This window comes from Paenibacillus glycanilyticus, assembly GCF_023715145.1.
Taxonomy (GTDB): Bacteria; Bacillota; Bacilli; order Paenibacillales; family Paenibacillaceae; genus Pristimantibacillus; species Pristimantibacillus glycanilyticus_A.
The window spans coordinates 51,884-72,165 of record NZ_JAMBNP010000002.1 but is presented as its reverse complement, the minus strand read 5'-3'; the positions used below and the strand labels follow the sequence as shown (position 1 = coordinate 72,165).

The following is a 20,282-nucleotide window of genomic DNA, read 5'->3' as shown; positions in this document are numbered from 1 at the left end:
CAAATTTTTTTCTTTCATTTGCCACTTCAATAAGACTAATAGGAGATGATCGTATGGACGCTATCGTTCCTTCTAACGCAGGTAAGTGCCCGGTGATGCATGGAAGCGCTACAAGTTTCAAATCTACTGGTACTTCAAATAGAGATTGGTGGCCTAACCAGTTAAACCTCGGCATTCTGCACCAGCATGACAGAAAATCGAATCCTATGGGTGAAGACTTTAATTATGCGGAAGAATTCAAGAAGCTGGATTACCAGGCTCTTAAACAGGATCTGCGCAATTTGATGACGGACAGCCAGGAATGGTGGCCGGCCGACTTTGGCCATTACGGTCCGTTCTTTATTCGTATGGCATGGCATTCTGCGGGTACATATCGGACAGGCGACGGCCGCGGCGGTGCCGGAAGCGGCACGCAGCGATTTGCTCCGCTTAACAGCTGGCCGGATAACGGCAATCTCGATAAAGCGCGCCGGCTGCTCTGGCCGATCAAGCAAAAGTACGGCAATAAAATCTCCTGGGCGGATCTGATGATTCTGACGGGCAATGTCGCTATCGAGTCCATGGGCGGCAAAACCTTCGGATTTGGCGGCGGACGCGCCGACGTGTGGCATCCGGAGGAAGATATTTACTGGGGCAACGAAAAAGAATGGCTGGGCGACAACCGTTACACGGGTGACCGGGATTTGGAAAACCCGCTCGCGGCTGTTCAAATGGGCCTGATCTATGTGAATCCGGAAGGTCCTAACGGCAAGCCGGACCCTGCCGGCAGCGCCCGCGATATTCGCGAAACGTTTGGCCGCATGGGAATGAATGACGAGGAGACGGTGGCGCTGGTTGCCGGCGGCCATACCTTTGGCAAGGCACATGGCGCAGGCGATGCTTCTCTTGTTGGTCCCGACCCCGAAGCGGCCCCTCTTGAAGCCCAAGGCCTTGGCTGGCTGAGCGCGCATGGCTCCGGCAAAGGACGCGACGCGATTACGAGCGGCGTTGAAGGGGCTTGGACGCCTAATCCTACGCAATGGGATAACGGCTTCTTCGATATGCTGTTTGGCTATGAATGGGAGCTGACAAAAAGCCCGGCCGGTGCTCATATCTGGGCAGCCATTAATCCGGATGAGAATCATCTTGCACCAGATGCGGAGGATGCATCCGTTCGTGTTCCAACGATGATGACTACGGCGGACATGGCCTTGCGCATTGATCCGGAATACGAGAAAATCTCGCGCCGCTACCATGAGAATCCGGAAGAGTTTGCCGATGCCTTCGCACGCGCATGGTTCAAGCTGACTCACCGGGACATGGGTCCCCGCGCCAGATATCTCGGTCCGGAGGTTCCCGAGGAAGAGCTCATCTGGCAGGACGTTGTACCGGCTGCCGACTATACCTTATCCGATGAAGAAATTGCGGAGCTGAAAGGCAAAATTCTGGATTCGGGTCTCACAATCAGCGAGCTGGTTACCACGGCATGGGCTTCGGCCAGCACCTTCCGCATCTCCGATATGCGCGGCGGCGCCAACGGCTCCCGCATTCGTCTCTCCCCGCAGAAGGATTGGGAAGTCAATCAGCCGCAGCAGCTTACCAAGGTCTTGACGATTCTGGAGGGCATTCAGGAGGATCTGGAGAAGAAGGTCAGCATCGCCGACCTGATTGTGCTTGGCGGCAGCGCTGCAGTCGAAAAAGCCGCGCAAGACGCAGGTTTTGCCGTTACGGTGCCTTTCGCTCCGGGACGCGGCGATGCCTCGCAGGAACAGACCGATGAAGAAAGCTTTGCCGTGCTCGAGCCTGTGGCGGATGGTTTCCGCAACTATCTGAAGAAGCAATATAGCGTAAGCGCGGAAGAGCTGCTGGTAGATAAAGCTCAACTTCTTAATCTTACCGCACCGGAGTTGACCGCTCTTGTTGGGGGCCTGCGCGTTCTCGGCACGAACCACGGCGGCACCCAGCATGGCGTGTTCACGGATCGTGTAGGCACACTCACGAACGACTTCTTCGTTAAGCTGCTCGACATGAATATGGCATGGGAGCCAAGAGACGGCGGCATTTATTATGGACGCAACCGTACGACTGGCCGAGTCGACCGCACGGCAACCCGGGTAGACCTCGTATTTGGCTCCAACTCCGTACTTCGTGCCATTGCTGAAGTGTATGCCCAGGACGATAACCAAGAGAAGTTTGTGCGCGACTTTATTGCGGCATGGGTGAAAGTAATGAACGCCGATCGTTACGATCTTCAAGCGAACTAATTGCATACCTTATAGACATATAAGAGCCTGTTGAGATTACTCAACGGGCTCTTTGCATGCTGCTCTCTTTATAGACGATCCGCCCTCCAAAACGGAAGCCGTTCTTGCAGCTTGGCATGACTAAAAATATGTCCGCACGATCTATAATCATGTCCTGTTACCGCCCGATTGGAAATGATTAACTATACCTGAATATAAATTCAATGCGAAGGGTTGGTGTCATAATGAAATTTCGTGTAACCGCTATCAAAGGTTTGGCTTTTCTCCTGCTCCTGCTTCTCCTTGTGCCAGGTGCGGCAAACGCAACTCCCTCCACGCAAAGCAGCAACTTTTACAACGTGATTTTCCAGGACGGCGCAGACCCTTGGATCTACAAGCATACCGACGGCTTTTATTACTTCACGAAGACAACTGGCGGCGACGTGACGATCTGGAAATCCAAATCGCTTACCGGGGTAGATGCCGGCACGAAGAGAGTGATCTCCACCGGCTGCTGCAACGTCTGGGCTCCAGAAATCCATTACATCAACGGTGCCTGGTATATCTATTTCGCCAAGGATGACGGCAACAACGACAATCACCGCATGTACGTATTGGAGAACACCTCTGCCGATCCAATGACGGGTACCTGGGTCAATAAAGGTCAAATTACCGATTCTACGAACCGTTGGGCAATCGACGGAACCGTCTTGCAAGCCAATAACCATTTGTATTTCATCTGGTCCGGTTGGGAAGGAACAACGAATGTTTCGCAGAAGCTGTACATTGCCCATATGAGCAATCCGTGGACGATCGACTCGGCTCGGGTCGAGATCGCGCATCCAACCTATTCCTGGGAGACCAACACCTCCCCTTCCGTTAACGAAGGACCTCAGGTTATTGTTCGCAACGGCGTCATTAGCCTCGTCTACTCCGCAAGCGGAAGCTGGACGGACGGCTATTGCTTGGGGCTTATTACCGCAAATACGAGCAGCAATCTCTTGCAAGCCGCCTCATGGAGCAAACGCGCTCAGCCGATCTTCAAATCCGGCAACGGCTTATACGGTCCCGGTCATCATTCCTTTACGAAATCACCGGACGGCACGGAGGATTGGATCGTGTATCATACGGCCAAGTATGCCGGAGGCGGATGGAATAGAGAAATCCGCGCACAGAAGTTCACTTGGAACACGGACAACACTCCGAATCTCGGAGCTCCCTCTGCCCCGAATACCCCAATCGCCATTCCATCCGGAGACACGGTCCGTTCCCGTTATGAAGGAGAGGCCGGCGTATTTGGAGGCGTTGCTTATGCTTCCTCCAGTCCGAACGGTTCCGGCGGCAGTAAAGCCGGCCATATCGATACGGCAGATAGTTATGTAGAGTTTGACGTCTATGCGGCAACAGCCGGAGATTATGTGATGTCCGCACGAACGGGTAACGGGACAACCGGATTGGATTGGTCATACTTAGTCCTGACGGTCAATAACGCGAGCCCGAGTAACTTGTACATAGCCAACAAGGGCTGGGAGAACTGGGGAGCTTCCGTCACGCGCCTCGCACTGAACGCGGGCTGGAACAAAATTCGCTTCTCCAAAGGCGAAGGATACGGAGAACTGGATTGCTTTGATATCTTCCCCGCTAATTAACCAAGCGACATACAGAAAGAACCGCAACCAGACTGGTTGCGGTTCTTTTTCTTTCTCATGCACAAACCTAAGTTGAAATAGCTATTAGCTATTCGTACATGGCCATTACGGCCTTGGCTTGCTGCACGACCTTCTCGATCAAATACTCCGGCTGCACTAGCTTGATAGCTCCGCCAAAGCCAAGTACATATTCCGCAGCCTCCTGCTCCGTGTTAAAACAAAGGGTTACGGGAACCCACCCATCCTCCGCCGATTTATGCGAATCCACCTTCTCTACAAATCGGTCCGTAAAGGTGAGACGGCCCATAATGGAGGGATGTGCAGCAACCTCCACCTCAAAGGCAGGAAGCGAGCCTGCAAAATCCCGCTTGCTTTGTTTCCAATACTTAGCGAGGTCAAACTGATCCGGTCTGGCAAATAACTCTGCTGTTGCTTCAGCCTGAGTAATTCTCGACACCTTGAAGCTCCGATACTCGCCAGCGTCATTCATGGCAACCAGATACCAGGAGCTTCCTTTTGCCACTAATCCAAGAGGACAAACGATTCTTCGCGAGCTGGTGCCGTCGGCTTTCTGGTAAGCGATGTCCAGCTTGGCATTCTCCCATAACGCGGTTTGAATCGTGAGCAATGCTTTATTCTTGTCACCGGCCGGCTTCCAGGTTCCGGTATCCATATAGATTTTCTCCATATAGTGCCGAGCCTCGCTTTTCGTAGAACCAGGCAACGAAGCCAGCAGCTTCTGCCGAATCCCCAGTCCATCCACCTCTACGCCCAAATCCTCCAGCATTTGTTCCGAGGGAAGGATAAACAAGGCCTTCGTATCCTCCAGCTTGAGCCCGCTCAAATAACTCTGGAAGTGATCCATCAGCCGCCATCCGCCTGCTTTCCCTCGGTCCGCAACAACCGGTATCCCCGCAAGGCTTAATGCATCCATATCCCGCAAAATCGTCCGATCCGATACCTCCAGCTTGCCGGCCAGCTCCTTTGTTGTCATTATTTCATGATTCTGGAGCAAAATCATAATACTAAGCAGGCGGTCCGCCCTCATTCCGCTTCACCTTCACTTTGCGCGAATCATTATTTTATATATGACAAAAGATGTCGTCATTATAGTCTACAATGATCTTAAGTTTCAACAAGATAATAAGGAGGCTTACAATGAAACCATTACAAGGAAAAGTCGCTTTGGTAGCCGGAGCAACACGGGGAGCCGGGCGTGGCATAGCCGTTGAACTAGGTGCAGCGGGCGCAACGGTATATGTGACCGGACGTACGACTCGGACGCAAACCTCCGAATATAACCGTCCGGAAACCATTGAGGAAACGGCGGAGCTTGTGACCAAAGCAGGCGGAACAGGGATAGCCGTGCAGGTGGACCACCTGGTCCCTGAACAGGTACAGGCCTTGGCGAACCGCATTGAGCAGGAGCAAGGACGGCTTGATATTCTGGTCAACGATATTTGGGGAGGCGAATATCTCGTAGAATGGAATGTTCCGGTGTGGGAGCATTCGCTTGAGAAAGGACTACGTCTGCTGAGACTCGCCATCGATACCCATCTGATTACGAGTCATTACGTTCTTCCCCTCCTGATCAAGAACAAGAACGGGCTGATCGTGGAGATGACGGACGGAACGGCCGAATACAATGAGCAGCACTACCGATTGTCCATGTATTACGACATGGCCAAAACTTCTATCATTCGCATGGCTTGGGGGCTTGCCCAAGAGGTTAAGCCCTATCATTGCGCTGCTGTCTCCCTTACGCCCGGCTGGCTTCGTTCCGAGATCATGCTGGAGCACTTCAAGGTGACAGAAGAGAACTGGCAGGATGCAACTTCCGAAGAGCCCCATTTTCTGATCTCCGAATCTCCCCGTTATGTGGGCCGCGCCGTTGCCGCGCTTGCAGGGGATCCCGATGTTACGCGCTGGAGCGGACAATCCCTCTCCAGCGGCCAGCTTGCGCAGGTATATGGCTTCACGGATCTAGACGGCTCCCGGCCGAACTGCATGCCTTATCTGGTTGAGGTCATCGAGGCGGGGAAACCAGCAGACGTCAGCGGTTATAAATAACCCGGCAGCCGCGCAAAAAACGCAACCCTTCCGGGTTGCGTTTTTTGCGTACAAAGATTTAATGGCGAGCAACCGCCCGATCCTTCTCGCTCTCCTGCACGCTCTCCTTCACAGGTAGAGGAAGACCTAAATTCCCGCGAAGCGTGCTGCTCTCGTATTCCGTGCGAAACAAGCCTCTCCGCTGCAGCTCCGGAATAACAAGCTCGATAATATCCTCGAAGCCCCCAGGGAAATACGGGGACATGATATTGAAGCCATCCGCGCCTTCATTCAAGAACCATTCCTCGAGCTGATCGGCGATCTGCGAAGGCGTTCCGACGATTTCGCGATGTCCGCGGGCTCCGGCAATCCGTTCGTATACGGCCCGAATGGAGGTTAAATTCTCCCGTTCGGCAATTTCGCGGATAATGTTGTAGCGGATGCGCGGATTCGTTTTGTCCTCAATCGCATCAAACTCCGGCAGCGGCCCATCCACGTCGTAGCCGGACAAATCGGTATTCGTGAAGGCAGACAGATAAGCCAACCCAACCTCAGGCAAGATATAGCCGTTTAACTCCTTCTGCTTCGCGAGCGCCTCCTCTTCCGTCTTGGCGACCGTAATGAAGACGCCAGGCATAATTTTCAATTCGTCCTTATCACGTCCGTATTTGGCAAGACGTCCTTTGACATCCCGGTAGAAGGCCTGCGCTTCCTCCAGCGTCTGCCATGCGGTAAATATGACCTCCGCCGTCTTGGCGGCAAGCTCTTTGCCCGCTTCCGAGGAGCCGGCCTGCACGATAACCGGGTTGCCATTCGGGTGAGACGGAGAATCCAGCGTTCCCGTTACTTTGAACCATTGCCCTTCATGATCAACGGGATGTACTTTATCGACATCAAGGAAACGCCCGTTTTCCTTATCGATGACGATTGCATCCGAATCGATTGACAGCCACAGCTTCTGAACAAGCTCCACAAATTCCTCTGCCCGTTCATAGCGGCTGGCATGCTCCAGATGCTTCTCTTTGCCAAACAAGAAGGACTCCTTATCGTTGGCCGATGTCACGACATTCCAGGCTGCACGGCCATTCGACAGGTGGTTGATGGATCCAAATTTACGCGCAACATGGAAAGGCTCGTTATAAGTAGTCGTCAAAGTAGCGGCTAACCCGATTTTGTCCGTGACGGCTGCAAGCGCGGAAATTAGAACAACCGGGTCAAGCTTAAGCGCCGAACTGGAATGCGCATTCAGATTGGAGCCGAACCCATCAGCGAAGAAGATCATATCGAACTTGGCGCGTTCCGCCGTTTGGGCGATCTCCGTTAAATAGGCCAGATCAAAGGTACGGTCCGCGCCTGAGGAAGGCTGTCTCCAGCTTGCCACATGATGCCCGGGAAGCATAATAAAGGCTCCAAGCTTTATTTGTCTCAACGTCATTCTTCTCCACTCCGTCTCTTTTATATTTGGTTATTTCTTGTCGTATGGATTAAATTCGTTTGTATACAGATCCTCAGCCTTGACTTGCCCTTTCTTCAGGTCGCCGTTAGCTACCAGCCAGTCTATCCAGACCTGATATTCATCCTGCGTTATAACGCCGCCGGTTAGAGCAATTCCTGTGCTCTTCCAATATTTCAGGTTGTCGGTTGGTTCGTTAGGATCGCGTTTCTTAATAATCTCTTCGAACCGTTTGATGACCTCTTCCCGGGGAGTTGTGCGTGCCCATTCGATAGCCTTGGCCACCCCTTCAACAAACTGCCTGACGGTGTCGGGGTTTTTCTTGATATACTCCTCCCGGAAGAAGTAGTCTCCTGCCGTGAACTCGGATTTGTAGACGTCGATATCCTTGAAGAGCTCGACAATGCCGCCCTTGTCCAGGGCACGGTCTCTTGCTATACCGCTGGATAAGATCACGTCGATCTGATTGCTTCTAAGAATTTGCTCCGCATTTGCGGACGGAATCGTCACCAGCGTTACTTGTTCGATTTCCTTCTCGGTCAAGCCGCCTTTGCGCAAATAATCCTTCGTCACAAATTCCAAATGCGCGCCAAGCGTATTGACGCCTACTTTTTTACCAATAAAATCTTTAGGCGATTTGATCGGGCTTCCTTCTAGCACATAAGCACCTATGTAGGTGTTCTTATCGCTGCCGTATGAACCGATAACGGATTTGATCTTGACGTTTTGCGAGATGGATTTGATAATGGCCCCGTTAAAAGCCGATCCAAAGTCGATCTGTTTGGTTGCCGTCAATTGAATGCTTTCCGGTCCGCCGGTGGTGCTCCCGATCGACTCCAGCTCCAGATCCCCAAGATAGCCAAGATCCTTCGCCAGCTCCGGAAACGATACGCTTCCAGGCGCCGCGTTGTACTGCAATACCTTATCCTGTTCGCCCGGCTTCGCCTTGTCCTCCGAGCAGCCGGACAGAAGCGCGCTGATTAATCCCAAGGTTAGCAAGAATGAACTTGTCTGTTTGAACCGTTTCTTTTTCATATGGCAATCCCCCGACCTATTCTTATTTAATGATTCGTTTGCTGCGGCTGCTTCCGGTACGGATTTACGGGAATGGATAATCCCAAATTTCCGCGAAGCGTGTTGCTTTCGTATTCCGTTCGGAATAATCCGCGGCGCTGCAATTCCGGAATAACAAGCTCGACAATATCGTTTAGGCCTTCCGGGAACGTGGGCGGCATCACGTTAAATCCGTCCGCCCCGTCATTCAAGAACCATTCTTCCAGCTGATCGGCAATCTGCGCAGGCGTGCCAACGATTTCCCGATGACCGCGTGCGCCCGCGATAAATTCGTAAACCTCGCGCAAGGTAGTCAAGCCTTCGCGTTCCGCCAAAGCCCTAATGATATTCGTTCGGGTCTGCGGATTGGTCTTATCCTCTATCTCCCCGCTTGCGGGAAGCAGCGCGTCAACATCGTAACCGCTCAAATCCACCCCAATAAAATTAGACAAGTACTCCAGGCCGACTTCCGGCGAAATGTAGCTGTTTAGCTCCTTGCGCTTTGCGATGGCCTCCGCTTCGGTTCCGGCAACCGTAATAAATACGCCGGGCATTACCTTCAGATCATCCGGTTGCCGGCCGTATTTCGCGAGGCGTCCCTTCACATCCCGGTAGAAAGACTGCGCTTCCTCCAGCGTCTGCCATGCGGTAAAAATCACTTCGGCCGTCTTCGCCGCCAGCTCTTTCCCCGCTTCCGAAGACCCCGCCTGCACGATAACGGGATGTCCCTGCGGCGTTGAAGGGGCATCTAGCAAGCCTTGTACCTTGAACCACTCCCCGTGATGATCCACGGGATGAACCTTATCCACAGCCAGGAAGCGGCCATTCTCTTTATCGATGACAAGCGCCTCCTCTTCGATCGAGAACCACAGCTTCTTCGTAAGCTCCACGAACTCTTCTGCCCGCTCGTAGCGGCGCGCATGCTCAAGATGCTTCTCCTTGCCGAACAGCTGTGCCTCCTTCTCGTTGCCGGAGGTCACCACATTCCAGCCTGCGCGTCCTCCGGATAGATGATCGATGGCCGCGAACTTGCGCGCTACCTGGAACGGCTCATTATAAGTGGTGGTCAGAGTCGCCGTCAGACCGATATTGCGGGTGACCGCAGCAAGCGCAGCGATAATAATAAGCGGATCGAGCTTAACCGTTGAGGTCGCGAAATTCCCAAGGCGCTTCAAACCAAGAATATCGGCGAAAAAGATCATATCGAATTTGCCCCGTTCCGCCGTCTGCGCCAGCTCCTTCAAATACTCCAGGTCCAGGGTTCGGCGGGGATCCGTGGAAGGATAACGCCAGCTGGCCACATGATGACCCGGCAGGTTAAAGAAAGCACCAAGCTTCATTTGTTTATTAGACATATAACTCACTCCAACTCCTACTAATCCTATATTTTTAATCAACTTTTGGTTCAAAAAAATAAGGTTATCCGTTTACTTGCTGCTTCCATTTGGACAATTTGCGTTCCATCATGCTTAGGCCCTGATTAATTATAAGGCCAAGCAAAGCGATCGTGAGGATGCCAGCGAACATTTCGGGAATTTCAAAGTTGTACTGGGAATAGGTAATGAGATAACCGAGCCCTTCCTTGGCCCCTACCATTTCAGCTGCGATCAAGACCAGTATCGCCCCCGTTCCCGCCATCCGGATGCCGGTAAAGATCGTAGGCACGGAAGCCGGAAGGATAACCTTAACAAACAGCTTGAACGAGGAGATGTTCATGGAGCGTGCCGATTTGATCAGCAAAGGATCCACGTTTCCTACAGCGGCAATGGTATTGAGAAGGATTGGCCATGTGCAGGCGAACAAGACGATAGCAATCTTGGATGTCTCCCCTATTCCGAGAATCAGCATAAATACCGGGAGCAAGGCTAATGCCGCTGTATTACGGAATAATTCCATCACCGGGTTCAAGAGTTCTCTGGCAAGAGGATACCAGCCGATCGTAAGTCCTAACGGGATGGCGATAACGAGCGCCAGGGCAAACCCGCTTAAGGAACGAACCATGCTGGCAGCAAAATGATGAAACAATTCGCCGGACAAGATCAGATTCCAAAGCGCTTGAATGACATCCGTGAATGGTGGTAAAAAGGCCGGGTCCGCAAATCCCGTAAGCGGAGCGAACTCCCATACCAGCGCTAACAAGACAAGCACGATAGATTGTTTGAACAGCTTTCGGAGGTTAAGCGGAAAGTTAATTTTAATCCTTTTGGTCTGCAGGGCTGCCGGAACGGCTTTCACGTTTTCCATATTCATGCACTCCTCTCCTTGAAAAATTAAATATAAGCTCCTTGGTATTCCAGCTCGTGAAGCAAGTTCCACACCTCATGCCGCGCCTTCACAAATTCCGGATGAGAGCGGATATCGGCATCCTCCAGCCGGTGCTTAAGAGGGATGTCCACGATCTTCTTCACAGTTCCCGGCCCCGGAGTCAGAACAACAACGCGTTCTCCGAGATATACGGCCTCATCAATCCCATGCGTGATGAAAATGATTGTTTTCTTCGTTTTCTGCCAGATTCGGAGCAGCTCGCTTTGCAAAGTCTCCCGCGTCTGCGCATCCAGCGCCGCGAACGGTTCATCCATTAACAGAACATCCGGGTTGAATGCAAGGCTTCTCGCAATCGCTACGCGCTGCTTCATTCCTCCGGACAGCTCATGGGGATAGCGGTTGGCAAAGGCACTAAGTCCAACCAGCGACAGAAAATGCTCGGCTAACTCCTTGCGCTCGTGCTTTGGTATTCCCTTAGCTTCCAGTCCAAACTCGATGTTCCCGCGTGCCGTCTTCCACGGAAATAAAGCATACTGCTGAAATACAATCCCCCGATCCAGACCGGGGCCGGTAATTTCCTTGCCGTCCATGCAGATACGTCCGCTGGATGGACTTGATAACCCGCTGATCAAGTCGAGCAGCGTTGATTTGCCGCAGCCGCTTGGTCCTACCAAGGTGATGAATTCGCCTTCCTTCACGGTAAAGCTCAAATCCTTCACCGCTGTGAAAGACTGCGTCGCCCCTTTTTGCTTCGGATCGCGCACGATGAAGCTCTTCGCTACGTTCTCAAACCTGATTTTTTCATTCGCCGGCATTTCTCTCACCCTTTCTCTTTAAGCCTGGCAGAAAACAAAAAAGCGCAGCTGGCCACAACAAGCATTGGCCTTCTGCGCTTCCAGTTACCCGGTCAGCGATTACTATTTTGGATGCTCCATCCGTTCAACCCATATAATACCAAGTAAAACCATGAGATTAATATAGCATAAACATTTCAGTTGTCAATATAGGACATTTAGGCCAATTTTGAAGGGGTTTGGTCATAGCAAACTCCAATTCGGCGCAATCCTTTCTTTATCCGTTACGCCAAGCTCATCCTGCTGCCTAAGCTCCAAGCAAGGATCGAGCCACCTCATCCACAATGCGGTTAATGCCCGTTGGACCGTAAGACCCTATCCAGGTTGAAGCATCCACGGTATACACGCACTGCCTTTTTACGGCGTTTAGCGAATTCCACTCCACGCTTTTCTGCATATCCGTTACCTGCTCCTTGAACATGTCATTGCTGAGCAGAAAATAATGGCTGGCATTCACTTCAGGCAGATCCTCAAGCGAAATATGGTATGCGGTATCGGAGACGGAGTCCCCGGTAATATAAAATGGCGCAGGCAATCCCAAATCCTCGTACAAGACGGCGCCCGTGCGATGCGTTGCCGTATGGAGGCGAATCGACGTATCACGCGGGCGGATTAAAGCAACATGCTGGCCCCGCAGCTTCTCGGCAAGCTTGTCGGACAACCTTGCCGTCTTCTCGCGGTACTCCAGTAATACTTGGTCGGCCTTTTGCCTTTTACCCATGAGCGCGCCAAAGATAGCCAGTATTTTGCGCCAATCCTCGTTGCGCCCAAACATCAGGGCCGGAGCGAGCTGGCTTAGCTTCGAATAAAGCTTCTCATGCAAATCCGTGCAAATAATTAGATCGGGCTGCAATGCCGCAATAGCATCCATATTAACCTTCTCGCAAGTTCCGAGCACCGTAAATTGCCCCAGCTTGTTCTGCAAATAATCGGGGAAGCAGGAGAGCTCGGCACCCCCTATCCCCACGCTGCCGGCAGGGAATTCGTTTAGCGCGAACAGCTGGTCCGCATATTGAACATCAAGCACGGCAATGCGCTTTGGCGGCGCAGGCAGCCGAAGCTCTCCTTTTACATGCTTAATAACGATAGCATTGTCTATCGAATGCGAAGCCGGATAGGCAAAAACTTCATCGGAATGGTAAGCCCGGCGAAAGTCGAGCGGAGCTCGCCCGTAATAAATCTTAAAAGCGCGGCTGAAATAATATAGATCGCGATAGCCGGTGCTTTGCGCAATTTCTTGCATCGTTGCCTCGGTATGCTGCAGCAGCCGTACCGCATGGTTCATTCTGACCTTTATCACATACTCCATAGGTCCAAGCTGCAGCCGCTGATTGAACCACCTCTGCAGCTGCCTGGAGCTGCAATGCACTAGCTCGGCCAATGAATCCAATCTTAACGGCTTATTATAATGGGCGTCAATGTGCTTCGTTACGATGCTTACTGCCTCTGACGGGGTTTGATAGCCCACCGCCAGCTGCTGCTTGAGCAGCTCGTAGAGCAAGCTTTGCAGGAGCGCGTTGGCATGAAAGCCTTCCATTCCGTTGCTCATGCTCCATTTGTGCTCAATTTGTTCCATAACCTGATGCAATGACAGCCGCTTGGAAGGACTGAAGCCAAACGCAATCTGCAAATCGTGATGAGAGGGCAGCTCTCTGCCGGAAGAAGGCATGAGCTCTGCCCGATAATAAATGGCGATATATTCAATCGGCTCCGTATCCGCCACCAGATTGACAGCCGCATCCCTGCCGGCATGGCAAATAAAAAAGGGGGTAATCGTATGAGAGGTCCCGTCTATAAGCAGTCTTCCGTGTCCGCTGCGCGCAAAAAACAGCATATTGGCCGGCATGGCATAATGGCGGAAATCGCTGCCCGGAAGCAAGCTTTCCCGCTGAACCTCAAGCACCTTGACCGCCATATCGTTCCATGGCGGTAATTGTTCCTGTAGTGGCATCCAACACATCTCCAAACCTGTTGTCATCATGGAGCTATACGCTTGTTATGCATCATTTTCCGCTTCTTTCATTTTAAATGAAAATGATTTTCATAGTCAATTGCGACGCTTCATAATGGTTAAAAAGGTTCTTAAGTCACATTAGGCGGATTATAGCTTTGGGCACTTCAAGCAATATTCCGGTGCCATCTGATAATAGAGACAACAAGTCAGACGCCTGCTTCGTCCCGCAAGTTGACAGCCATCTCTAGTCTCCGCAAAGGAGGCTAGAGGATTTTTCCTCATGCCAAACAACTCGCCGGGAGCTTCCCTTGCAAGAAAGAAAAAATCCTCCCGTACCCGCTGGTTCCATTCTTCGTCCTGGTTCTTGTCGCAAGCAAACACGGGAGCGATGCGAACCATCACATTTTCCCACAAAATCGCCATCGATACCGAGCCCGCCTCAGCTATATTCCTCATGAGCGGGGTCAATCGTTCGGCGAACAATTGATGGAGCACTTCAGCCCGCCACGTCTCTCGACGATGAGCATCAGGCGTGGTGACCGTAACATCCGTCAGCGTCGCAAAAGGAAAAGTCGTTCCGGCAGCGGAAGCATCCGCATGAAACAATTGGCAGTGCTCGAGCTTTATGCCCATCCCTTGATTGTAATAGGACATGGCGCTAAGCACAGGTGCGACAAGCAGTCTTCCCAATCTTTTGACAAGCATGGAGGAGGCCACGCTGGCATGAGAAGCGCCAATATGACCCATCAGCCAATCTATGTATGCTTTGCAGGTCTCCTCCTCCATCAGCTCGCTTAAGGCCAGCGACTTGAGACTTTGCTTGGGAACCTCGCCAACTGCCAGGTTATAATCGCTGGCAAGCTCTGCCCAAGCGTCGGAGGACAGAAATGGATCCATCCCTATAGCTGCCCCAGCAAAGCTTCCGCAGCCTGATCAATAATCATGCTGTTCGCGATGGGACCATAATAGGCGATCCATGTTGTGGTGTCCACCTTATAAACCCGATCATTTTTCACAGGCTCCAGGGACTTCCATATATTCGTGGTTTCCAGCTCCTTAACCGAGTCCGCGAACATCGCATCCGATAATAAGAAGTAATAATCTGCGCCAATCTCGCTGACGGCTTCGAGCGAAATTTCATAAGAAGAATCTTCAGCCTTTGCAACAAATGCCGGAACATTCAAGCCCAAATCCTTATAAAGGATGGCTCCCGTGCGATGATCCGGAGCGTGGACGCGGATTCCTTCTGTTCTTGGCCGAATAAGGGCAACCGTCTCCTTGCCAAGCTTTGCGGCGATCTGCTCCTTAAGCTTGGAGGCTTTCTCCTCGTAGGCTTGCTCGACGGCTTTCGCTTCTGCTTGCTTGCCCATTATTTTACCCATCGTATCCAAAGTCACGCGCCAATCTTCATCAAAATCAAGCATCAGGGTTGGAGCAATTTTACTAATGTTCTCGTAAGCTTCCTCTTGAAAGTCCGTCATCAGAATCAAATCCGGCTGCAGGGCGAGCACCGCTTCCAGGTTAGGCTCATCCCGCGTGCCTAATAGCTTCACGTCTGTCAGCCGATCTCTCAAATACTCCGGGAAATCCGTATCCGATCCGGCTGCTTTTACGCTACCCGCGGGCTTCTCGTTAAGCGCAACGAGCTGGTCGGCGAATTTCGCGTCCATAACTGCGATAACTTCCGGCTTCTTCTCCAGCGCGTATTCCCCTTTCAGATGCTTAATGGTCACGGGATAAGCAGTTGGCTCCGAGCTTTCCTGCACCTCCGTTGACGGGGATGGCGGAGGCGTGCCGCTTGGCTCATTCGCGTTATTTCCTCCTGCCGTGCATGCCGTCAGCAAGAGCGCGAGACAAATGAACCATGTTGCGATTTGACCTAATTTATAAGACCTTTTCAATTTACTATCTCCTCTTTTTTAATTATATGATAATGATTTTCATTATTGATCTTGATTGTACTCGTTTTTCGCTCCTTTTCAATGAACGTTCGCGACAGACCACTTATCATTTCGCGACAATCGATGGAGCAAAAACCAAAAAGCCTGATCATAATCGATCAGGCTTTTTACATGTTTCAGTTATTTAAGGAAAGCTTGTCCCAACGCCTGCAGGCCATCCTTGTAAATTCCGTGGAATAGCTCCGCAGCCTCCTGGTCGCTTACGCCCACAGGGGTAAAGCTGCCAGACCATTCCACAAGCGATGCTTGGCTGTCCTCCAGCTCCCGGACGCGAATCGTGGATTTGTAATCAGTGACCGGAAATGGAGCTTCCATAATGGAATAGGTGTAGGAACGATCCTTCTCATTAAATGCTTCGAGCCGTTCCACAATTACGTCACCATCAGGATTAACCAGACGACGTACGCGCCCGCCTTCGCCTAATTCACTGTTAGGGATATAGGGCAGCCAGTCTGGCAGTGAGTTAAACCCGCCAATTAAAGCCCATACTTGCCCGGGAGAAGCCGGGATCTCAATGGTTGCCATAGTCTGCGTCATTCATGCTGCCCCATTTCGGAATGGATTGGAAGCGGCGCATGAGGCGCCACCAGCTTCTGTTCGCGCATTTCTTCCCAAAACGCTGCTGGAATAACGGTATTTAATGCCTCCTGGTCTTCCGTGATCCGCTCAGGACGACTAGCCCCCGGGATAACGGCAGCAACTGCAGGATTCGCCAGCGCAAACTGCAGAGCAGCGGACTTGATGCTGATCTGATGGTTCTGCGCAATGTTTTTCATCCGTTCGACTTTCGCAAGAATCTCCGGAGATGCTTTCTGATATTCAAAGTGGGTGCCGCCAGCAAGAACGCCCGAGCTATAAGGTCCGCCAACAATAATATTGGCATTCTTCTCTGCAGCAGCTGGCATTAATCGTTGCAGGGCGCGTTCATGATCAAGCAGGGTGTAACGACCGGCTAGCAGGAAAGTATCCGGCTTCGCTTCATCCAATTCCAACGCGATTTCAATCGGCTCTACGCGGTTCACCCCAAGCCCCCAAGACTTAATGACTCCTTCTTCACGCAATTGGGTCAGCACGCGGAATGCTCCGGTCCGGGCGATCTCAAATTGGGAAAGCCACTCGTCGCCATAAAAGTCCTGCGCGATATCATGAACGTAAACAATGTCCAGGCGATCCGTTTGCAACCGCTTCAGGCTCTGCTCGATCGAGCGAAGGGTAGCGTCCGCGCTATAGTCATTCACGAGCTTATTCTTGCGTCCAAATTCAAATAAACCGCCTTTTTCGCCCAAATCGCGCAATGCCGGGTCTTCCAGCTCGTCCAGAATTAAACGACCTACTTTTGTGCTTAACACATAATCGTCTCGACGGCGCTTCGAGAGCGCTTCGCCCAGACGAATCTCTGCCAGGCCGGCTCCGTAGAACGGAGCACTGTCGAAATAACGAATACCGTTATCCCAAGCGGCATCCACCGTTGCCATCGCTTCGGCTTCCGGAATGTCCCGGAACATATTGCCGAGCGGAGCCGTGCCAAAACCAAGTTTGCCTTGCCATATATTGTCCTTCATCGCTTATTAAATCCTCCTAATTGAACGGATGAGGTACGATGCAGCACCATCATCGCTCGTTTTTTCTTACGAGATTTATAATAGTGCATATCCCATAAAGCGAACAGTACGCACTATTAAGTACCATAGGTACTAAAAAGTAATATAGGCAGCGATAAGTTTATACGAAACAAAAAAACCGCCTTCTCGTTAGAGAAAGCGGGTTGGTTCTGTTTTGCGATTAGCTCCGGCTTAAAAATGCGGCAACTTCGGCGAGGCGCGATGCATAACCCCACTCATTATCGTACCAGGCAGCTACCGATAAGAGTCCGCCTTGTACATGCGTCAGCGGAAGATCAATAATGGAAGAATGGGAATCGCCCACAATACGCGAGGATGCCCACTCCCCTTCCAGCACATCAAGAACCCCGTTCAGCGGTCCTTCCTGTGCAGCCTGACGGAACATATCGTTAATGGCCTCTGCCGTACACGGCTTCTCGGTAACCAGATTCAGCTCCGCAATGCTTCCGGTACGCGTCGGGATCCGGTAAGCCTTCCCCGTAATTTGCAGATCCGGCCAAATAAACTTGAGCGCCTTCGCTGCACCTGAAGAAGAAGGAATGATGTTTTCCGCGGCTGCCCATGAATCCCTGCGGTCTCTCATCGGCTGATCGGTCAGCGATTGCGTATTCGTATAGGAATGAACCGTCGAGAACAGGCCATACTGAATACCGTAGTTTTCGCGTACCAGCTTGACGACCGGGGCCAATGCGTTGGTCGTGCAGCTAGCCATACTAATAATTTTATGCTTCTCCGGATCATAGCTGTCGAGATTGATTCCTTTCAGCAGAACCGCGTCGCAGTCATCAAGCGATTTGCTTGGCCCGCTGACAAGTACGCGCTTCGCTCCGCGCTCCAGATGAAGCTCCGCCACCTGTCTCGTCACGGCGCGGCCCGTACAGTCGATAACAAGACCGACGCCCAGCTCGCTCCAATTCGGGATTTCCTGCGAGGAATTGAGATAAAGGATGGAACGGTCGCCGATCGTAATCTTTCCTTCCGTGCCGGTTACAGACTCCGGCCAACGCTTGTAATTCGTGTCTACCTCGAACAAGGCTGCAAGCGAAGCTTCGTCTTTAATATCCGAGATGGATACCGGCACAAAGAGCCGATCCTGCAAAGCCACGCGAAGCAGCTGTCTTCCGATGCGTCCGAATCCAAATATAGCGATATTGTTCATTTTATACTCCTCACGCGTTTCGTTACGCTTATTCTGATTTATTAATGATCGTTAACGTCTCTATTCCTTCAGCCAGGCGTTGGCAAGCAAAATCGCCCCGCGTGCCGCGGAAGTATCCGCCAAGGCGTTAAGCATGACGAAATCATGAATCGTTCCTTGGAAACGCGCTTGCGTTACGCGCACGCCCGCTTCGCGAAGCTTATTCGCATAAGCCTCTCCTTCGTCACGAAGAACATCGGCCTCTGCCGTTATGATTAGTGCAGGCGGCAAGTCCGTAAGCTGCTCGGCCGTTGCGCGGAGGGGAGAAGCGTAAATTTCTTCGCGCTCGCTGGCCTTCGTCGTATATTGATCCCAGAACCAAGCCATCGCGTCCCTGCGGAGAAAATAGCCGGTCGCGAATTCCTTGTAGGAATCGGTCTCATTCCCCGCATCCGTAACCGGGTAGAACAGCAGCTGCTTATGGATCTCCGGGCCCTTCCGCTCTTTGGCAAGCAGCGTAATCGCCGCCGTCATGTTGCCTCCGACACTGTCGCCGGCAACATACAAGCGGCTCGTATCCAGGCCATGCTCTTCCCCGTTCTGAGCGATCCACTGCAACGTTGCGTAAATTTCTTCGATAGCCGTCGGATACTTCGCTTCCGGCGACAAGCTGTAATTCGGGAAGACCACGGCCGCTTCCGCGCCAACCGCGAGCTCGCGGATAAGACGGTCATGGGTATGCGCGTTGCCGAACACCCATCCGGCACCGTGGATATATAGTATTGCCGGCAGCTTCTTCGTCGTATTTGGAGCGCGGAGAATGCGAACCGATACCTGCCCGCTTGCTCCTCCATCAATCTTCAGATCGGTTATGTCGACAGGCAGCTTCGGAATATCTCCTGCTTGAACTTCATCTACCGTTTCCCGTCCTTTTACCGGTCCAAGATCGAACAAGTACGGCGGGTTTGCCGTATCCTGCGTAAATTTCAAGGCTTCCGGTTCCAGCACAAGCTTCTTGTTTACGGTTTTCTCTGTCATTTCATACCACTCCTCGCTTGATTTGATTTCGTCCAAAATAAACCTGACTATACTTAATCACCGTTATGCTTCGAAATGAATCGTGTACATAAGCAAGTGATTTTTAATAATCAATAATAGCTTAGGTTATTATGTTAATGAAAAATAGTGATTATCTTACTATTTTAGCGCAAGGTTAGACCTAATAATTGTAAAAAAACATTCACAATACGCGGCTATTTCATACAAAAACCGGTACACTGAACGCGTCAGTTGTACCGGTTTTTGTCATGAATTCTTATGATAAGAGATTGTCCGCGTATAACAATACTACCGCTGCGGCGATCACGAGATTCAAAATCGCCGGAAATACTTTTCCGAATGGATGCTTCACTCTAAGATGAGAAATAATTGCGACGACCATCATGAGGCCTACAAATACCGCGGTCCATGCTGCAATCCCGGCTGTCCAATAGCCGATAATGAGTCCCGCGCATGCCGCAATTTGAACGATCCCCGTAACGACTCGGAACCACTGGGGAAATCTGATCTCGTTGAACAAATCGACCTGATGCTTAGCTCCCGCAAGCTTGCTTCCCCCAAAGAATGCCATGGAGAACAGCAGCCAGCTCTGAAGAATGATTGCAAGAATATGCATGTTTAAACCTCTCCCTATAATTATTCTCGTTTTATCAGACACCGTTTGGTGTCCTTTTCTATCTTTATAATATAACACCGTTTGGTGTCCTGTAAAGCACTTTTTTCAGAATAAAAATATCCATAAAAAACCGCCTCAGCGTCTCGTCGACGCATAAGGCGGCCTCTCTCCTATCGTTATTACGCGCGCAAATCGATGTTGCCGCCCAGGTGGGGCTGCACGCTTTGAGCCATCATTTGCACGAACTGCTGCGACTGCTGCGTCGCTTGTTCCTTAGCCATTTTGAACAAGCTGATTCCAACATCGTTCATCAGCTGGCTGTGGGACATGGAAACGGAAAGTGCCGGAATATCCATCATCATCCTCCTGCCTAATAAATAATTAGAC

18 protein-coding genes are annotated in these 20,282 nt (G+C 51.5%); 3 read left to right on the top strand and 15 right to left on the bottom strand.

Annotated elements, in window-relative coordinates:
• Positions 1-53 precede the first annotated feature (53 nt).
• Positions 54-2,243 carry a catalase/peroxidase HPI gene (katG, locus tag M3194_RS05545; RefSeq protein WP_285889151.1) on the top strand — a complete coding sequence of 730 codons (2,190 nt, stop codon included), beginning with the start codon at positions 54-56 and terminating at the stop codon, positions 2,241-2,243.
• A gap of 224 nt (positions 2,244-2,467) precedes the next feature.
• Complete coding sequence (locus M3194_RS05540; RefSeq protein WP_251652290.1) at positions 2,468-3,871, top strand: family 43 glycosylhydrolase; 1,404 nt, start codon at positions 2,468-2,470, stop codon at positions 3,869-3,871.
• An 88-nt stretch (positions 3,872-3,959) separates the two neighbouring features.
• Here M3194_RS05540 and M3194_RS05535 read toward each other — a convergent pair whose 3' ends face one another.
• A complete protein-coding gene (locus M3194_RS05535) occupies positions 3,960-4,919 on the bottom strand; it encodes a helix-turn-helix transcriptional regulator (RefSeq protein ID WP_251652288.1) in 960 nt (319 codons plus the stop codon).
• A 110-nt stretch (positions 4,920-5,029) separates the two neighbouring features.
• Between M3194_RS05535 and M3194_RS05530 the strand changes: the two genes are divergently transcribed.
• Entirely contained in the window at positions 5,030-5,941 is a 912-nt protein-coding gene (locus tag M3194_RS05530; RefSeq protein WP_251652287.1) for an SDR family oxidoreductase, read from the top strand.
• A gap of 58 nt (positions 5,942-5,999) precedes the next feature.
• Here the strand turns inward: M3194_RS05530 and M3194_RS05525 are convergent, their stop codons facing one another.
• The 14 genes from M3194_RS05525 to M3194_RS05460 form a co-directional block, all read right to left on the bottom strand.
• Positions 6,000-7,355 carry an LLM class flavin-dependent oxidoreductase gene (locus M3194_RS05525; RefSeq protein ID WP_251652285.1) on the bottom strand — a complete coding sequence of 452 codons (1,356 nt, stop codon included), beginning with the start codon at positions 7,353-7,355 and terminating at the stop codon, positions 6,000-6,002.
• Between the two features lie 30 nt (positions 7,356-7,385).
• Positions 7,386-8,408 (bottom strand): ABC transporter substrate-binding protein, encoded by a 1,023-nt coding sequence (locus M3194_RS05520; protein WP_251652283.1) that lies wholly within the window; start codon positions 8,406-8,408, stop codon positions 7,386-7,388.
• Positions 8,409-8,434: 26 nt separating this feature from the next.
• Positions 8,435-9,781 (bottom strand): LLM class flavin-dependent oxidoreductase, encoded by a 1,347-nt coding sequence (locus tag M3194_RS05515; protein ID WP_251652281.1) that lies wholly within the window; start codon positions 9,779-9,781, stop codon positions 8,435-8,437.
• A 64-nt stretch (positions 9,782-9,845) separates the two neighbouring features.
• Positions 9,846-10,670 carry an ABC transporter permease gene (locus tag M3194_RS05510; RefSeq protein WP_251653179.1) on the bottom strand — a complete coding sequence of 275 codons (825 nt, stop codon included), beginning with the start codon at positions 10,668-10,670 and terminating at the stop codon, positions 9,846-9,848.
• Positions 10,671-10,696: 26 nt separating this feature from the next.
• Complete coding sequence (locus M3194_RS05505) at positions 10,697-11,506, bottom strand: ABC transporter ATP-binding protein (RefSeq protein WP_251652280.1); 810 nt, start codon at positions 11,504-11,506, stop codon at positions 10,697-10,699.
• Positions 11,507-11,792: 286 nt separating this feature from the next.
• Positions 11,793-13,496, bottom strand: coding sequence for an AraC family transcriptional regulator (locus M3194_RS05500; protein WP_251652279.1), 1,704 nt, complete (start codon positions 13,494-13,496; stop codon positions 11,793-11,795).
• A 150-nt stretch (positions 13,497-13,646) separates the two neighbouring features.
• A complete protein-coding gene (locus M3194_RS05495) occupies positions 13,647-14,396 on the bottom strand; it encodes an IucA/IucC family C-terminal-domain containing protein (RefSeq protein ID WP_251652277.1) in 750 nt (249 codons plus the stop codon).
• Between the two features lie 2 nt (positions 14,397-14,398).
• The gene (locus M3194_RS05490) at positions 14,399-15,400 is read right to left on the bottom strand and encodes an ABC transporter substrate-binding protein (RefSeq protein WP_251652275.1); all 1,002 of its coding nucleotides are present in this window, start codon (positions 15,398-15,400) and stop codon (positions 14,399-14,401) included.
• 180 nt (positions 15,401-15,580) lie between these two features.
• Positions 15,581-15,997, bottom strand: coding sequence for an SRPBCC family protein (locus M3194_RS05485; protein ID WP_251652273.1), 417 nt, complete (start codon positions 15,995-15,997; stop codon positions 15,581-15,583).
• Entirely contained in the window at positions 15,994-17,022 is a 1,029-nt protein-coding gene (locus M3194_RS05480) for an aldo/keto reductase (RefSeq protein WP_251652271.1), read from the bottom strand. The genes M3194_RS05485 and M3194_RS05480 overlap by 4 nt, the downstream gene beginning before the upstream one ends.
• Positions 17,023-17,242: 220 nt before the next feature.
• Positions 17,243-18,241, bottom strand: a complete 999-nt coding sequence (locus tag M3194_RS05475; RefSeq protein ID WP_251652269.1) for a type I glyceraldehyde-3-phosphate dehydrogenase — start codon at positions 18,239-18,241, stop codon at positions 17,243-17,245.
• A 60-nt stretch (positions 18,242-18,301) separates the two neighbouring features.
• On the bottom strand, positions 18,302-19,258 hold the full coding sequence (locus tag M3194_RS05470; protein WP_251652267.1) for an alpha/beta hydrolase: 957 nt from the start codon (positions 19,256-19,258) through the stop codon (positions 18,302-18,304).
• A gap of 277 nt (positions 19,259-19,535) precedes the next feature.
• Complete coding sequence (locus M3194_RS05465; RefSeq protein ID WP_251652265.1) at positions 19,536-19,895, bottom strand: DoxX family protein; 360 nt, start codon at positions 19,893-19,895, stop codon at positions 19,536-19,538.
• 179 nt (positions 19,896-20,074) lie between these two features.
• On the bottom strand, positions 20,075-20,257 hold the full coding sequence (locus tag M3194_RS05460; protein WP_311289750.1) for a YjfB family protein: 183 nt from the start codon (positions 20,255-20,257) through the stop codon (positions 20,075-20,077).
• Positions 20,258-20,282 lie beyond the last annotated feature (25 nt).

Excerpts from the sequence above, each read along its gene's own strand:
- M3194_RS05505 (WP_251652280.1), bottom strand. The coding sequence starts at position 11,506 with ATGCCGGCGAATGAAAAAATCAGGTTTGAGAACGTAGCGAAGAGCTTC.
- M3194_RS05485 (WP_251652273.1), bottom strand. The coding sequence starts at position 15,997 with ATGACGCAGACTATGGCAACCATTGAGATCCCGGCTTCTCCCGGGCAA.
- M3194_RS05520 (WP_251652283.1), bottom strand. The coding sequence starts at position 8,408 with ATGAAAAAGAAACGGTTCAAACAGACAAGTTCATTCTTGCTAACCTTG.
- M3194_RS05495 (WP_251652277.1), bottom strand. The coding sequence starts at position 14,396 with ATGGATCCATTTCTGTCCTCCGACGCTTGGGCAGAGCTTGCCAGCGAT.
- M3194_RS05515 (WP_251652281.1), bottom strand. The coding sequence starts at position 9,781 with ATGTCTAATAAACAAATGAAGCTTGGTGCTTTCTTTAACCTGCCGGGT.
- M3194_RS05535 (WP_251652288.1), bottom strand. The coding sequence starts at position 4,919 with ATGAGGGCGGACCGCCTGCTTAGTATTATGATTTTGCTCCAGAATCAT.
- M3194_RS05480 (WP_251652271.1), bottom strand. The coding sequence starts at position 17,022 with ATGAAGGACAATATATGGCAAGGCAAACTTGGTTTTGGCACGGCTCCG.
- M3194_RS05525 (WP_251652285.1), bottom strand. The coding sequence starts at position 7,355 with ATGACGTTGAGACAAATAAAGCTTGGAGCCTTTATTATGCTTCCCGGG.
- M3194_RS05510 (WP_251653179.1), bottom strand. The coding sequence starts at position 10,670 with ATGGAAAACGTGAAAGCCGTTCCGGCAGCCCTGCAGACCAAAAGGATT.
- M3194_RS05465 (WP_251652265.1), bottom strand. The coding sequence starts at position 19,895 with ATGCATATTCTTGCAATCATTCTTCAGAGCTGGCTGCTGTTCTCCATG.
- M3194_RS05475 (WP_251652269.1), bottom strand. The coding sequence starts at position 18,241 with ATGAACAATATCGCTATATTTGGATTCGGACGCATCGGAAGACAGCTG.
- katG (WP_285889151.1), top strand. The coding sequence starts at position 54 with ATGGACGCTATCGTTCCTTCTAACGCAGGTAAGTGCCCGGTGATGCAT.
- M3194_RS05540 (WP_251652290.1), top strand. The coding sequence starts at position 2,468 with ATGAAATTTCGTGTAACCGCTATCAAAGGTTTGGCTTTTCTCCTGCTC.
- M3194_RS05530 (WP_251652287.1), top strand. The coding sequence starts at position 5,030 with ATGAAACCATTACAAGGAAAAGTCGCTTTGGTAGCCGGAGCAACACGG.
- M3194_RS05470 (WP_251652267.1), bottom strand. The coding sequence starts at position 19,258 with ATGACAGAGAAAACCGTAAACAAGAAGCTTGTGCTGGAACCGGAAGCC.
- M3194_RS05500 (WP_251652279.1), bottom strand. The coding sequence starts at position 13,496 with ATGCCACTACAGGAACAATTACCGCCATGGAACGATATGGCGGTCAAG.
- M3194_RS05460 (WP_311289750.1), bottom strand. The coding sequence starts at position 20,257 with ATGATGATGGATATTCCGGCACTTTCCGTTTCCATGTCCCACAGCCAG.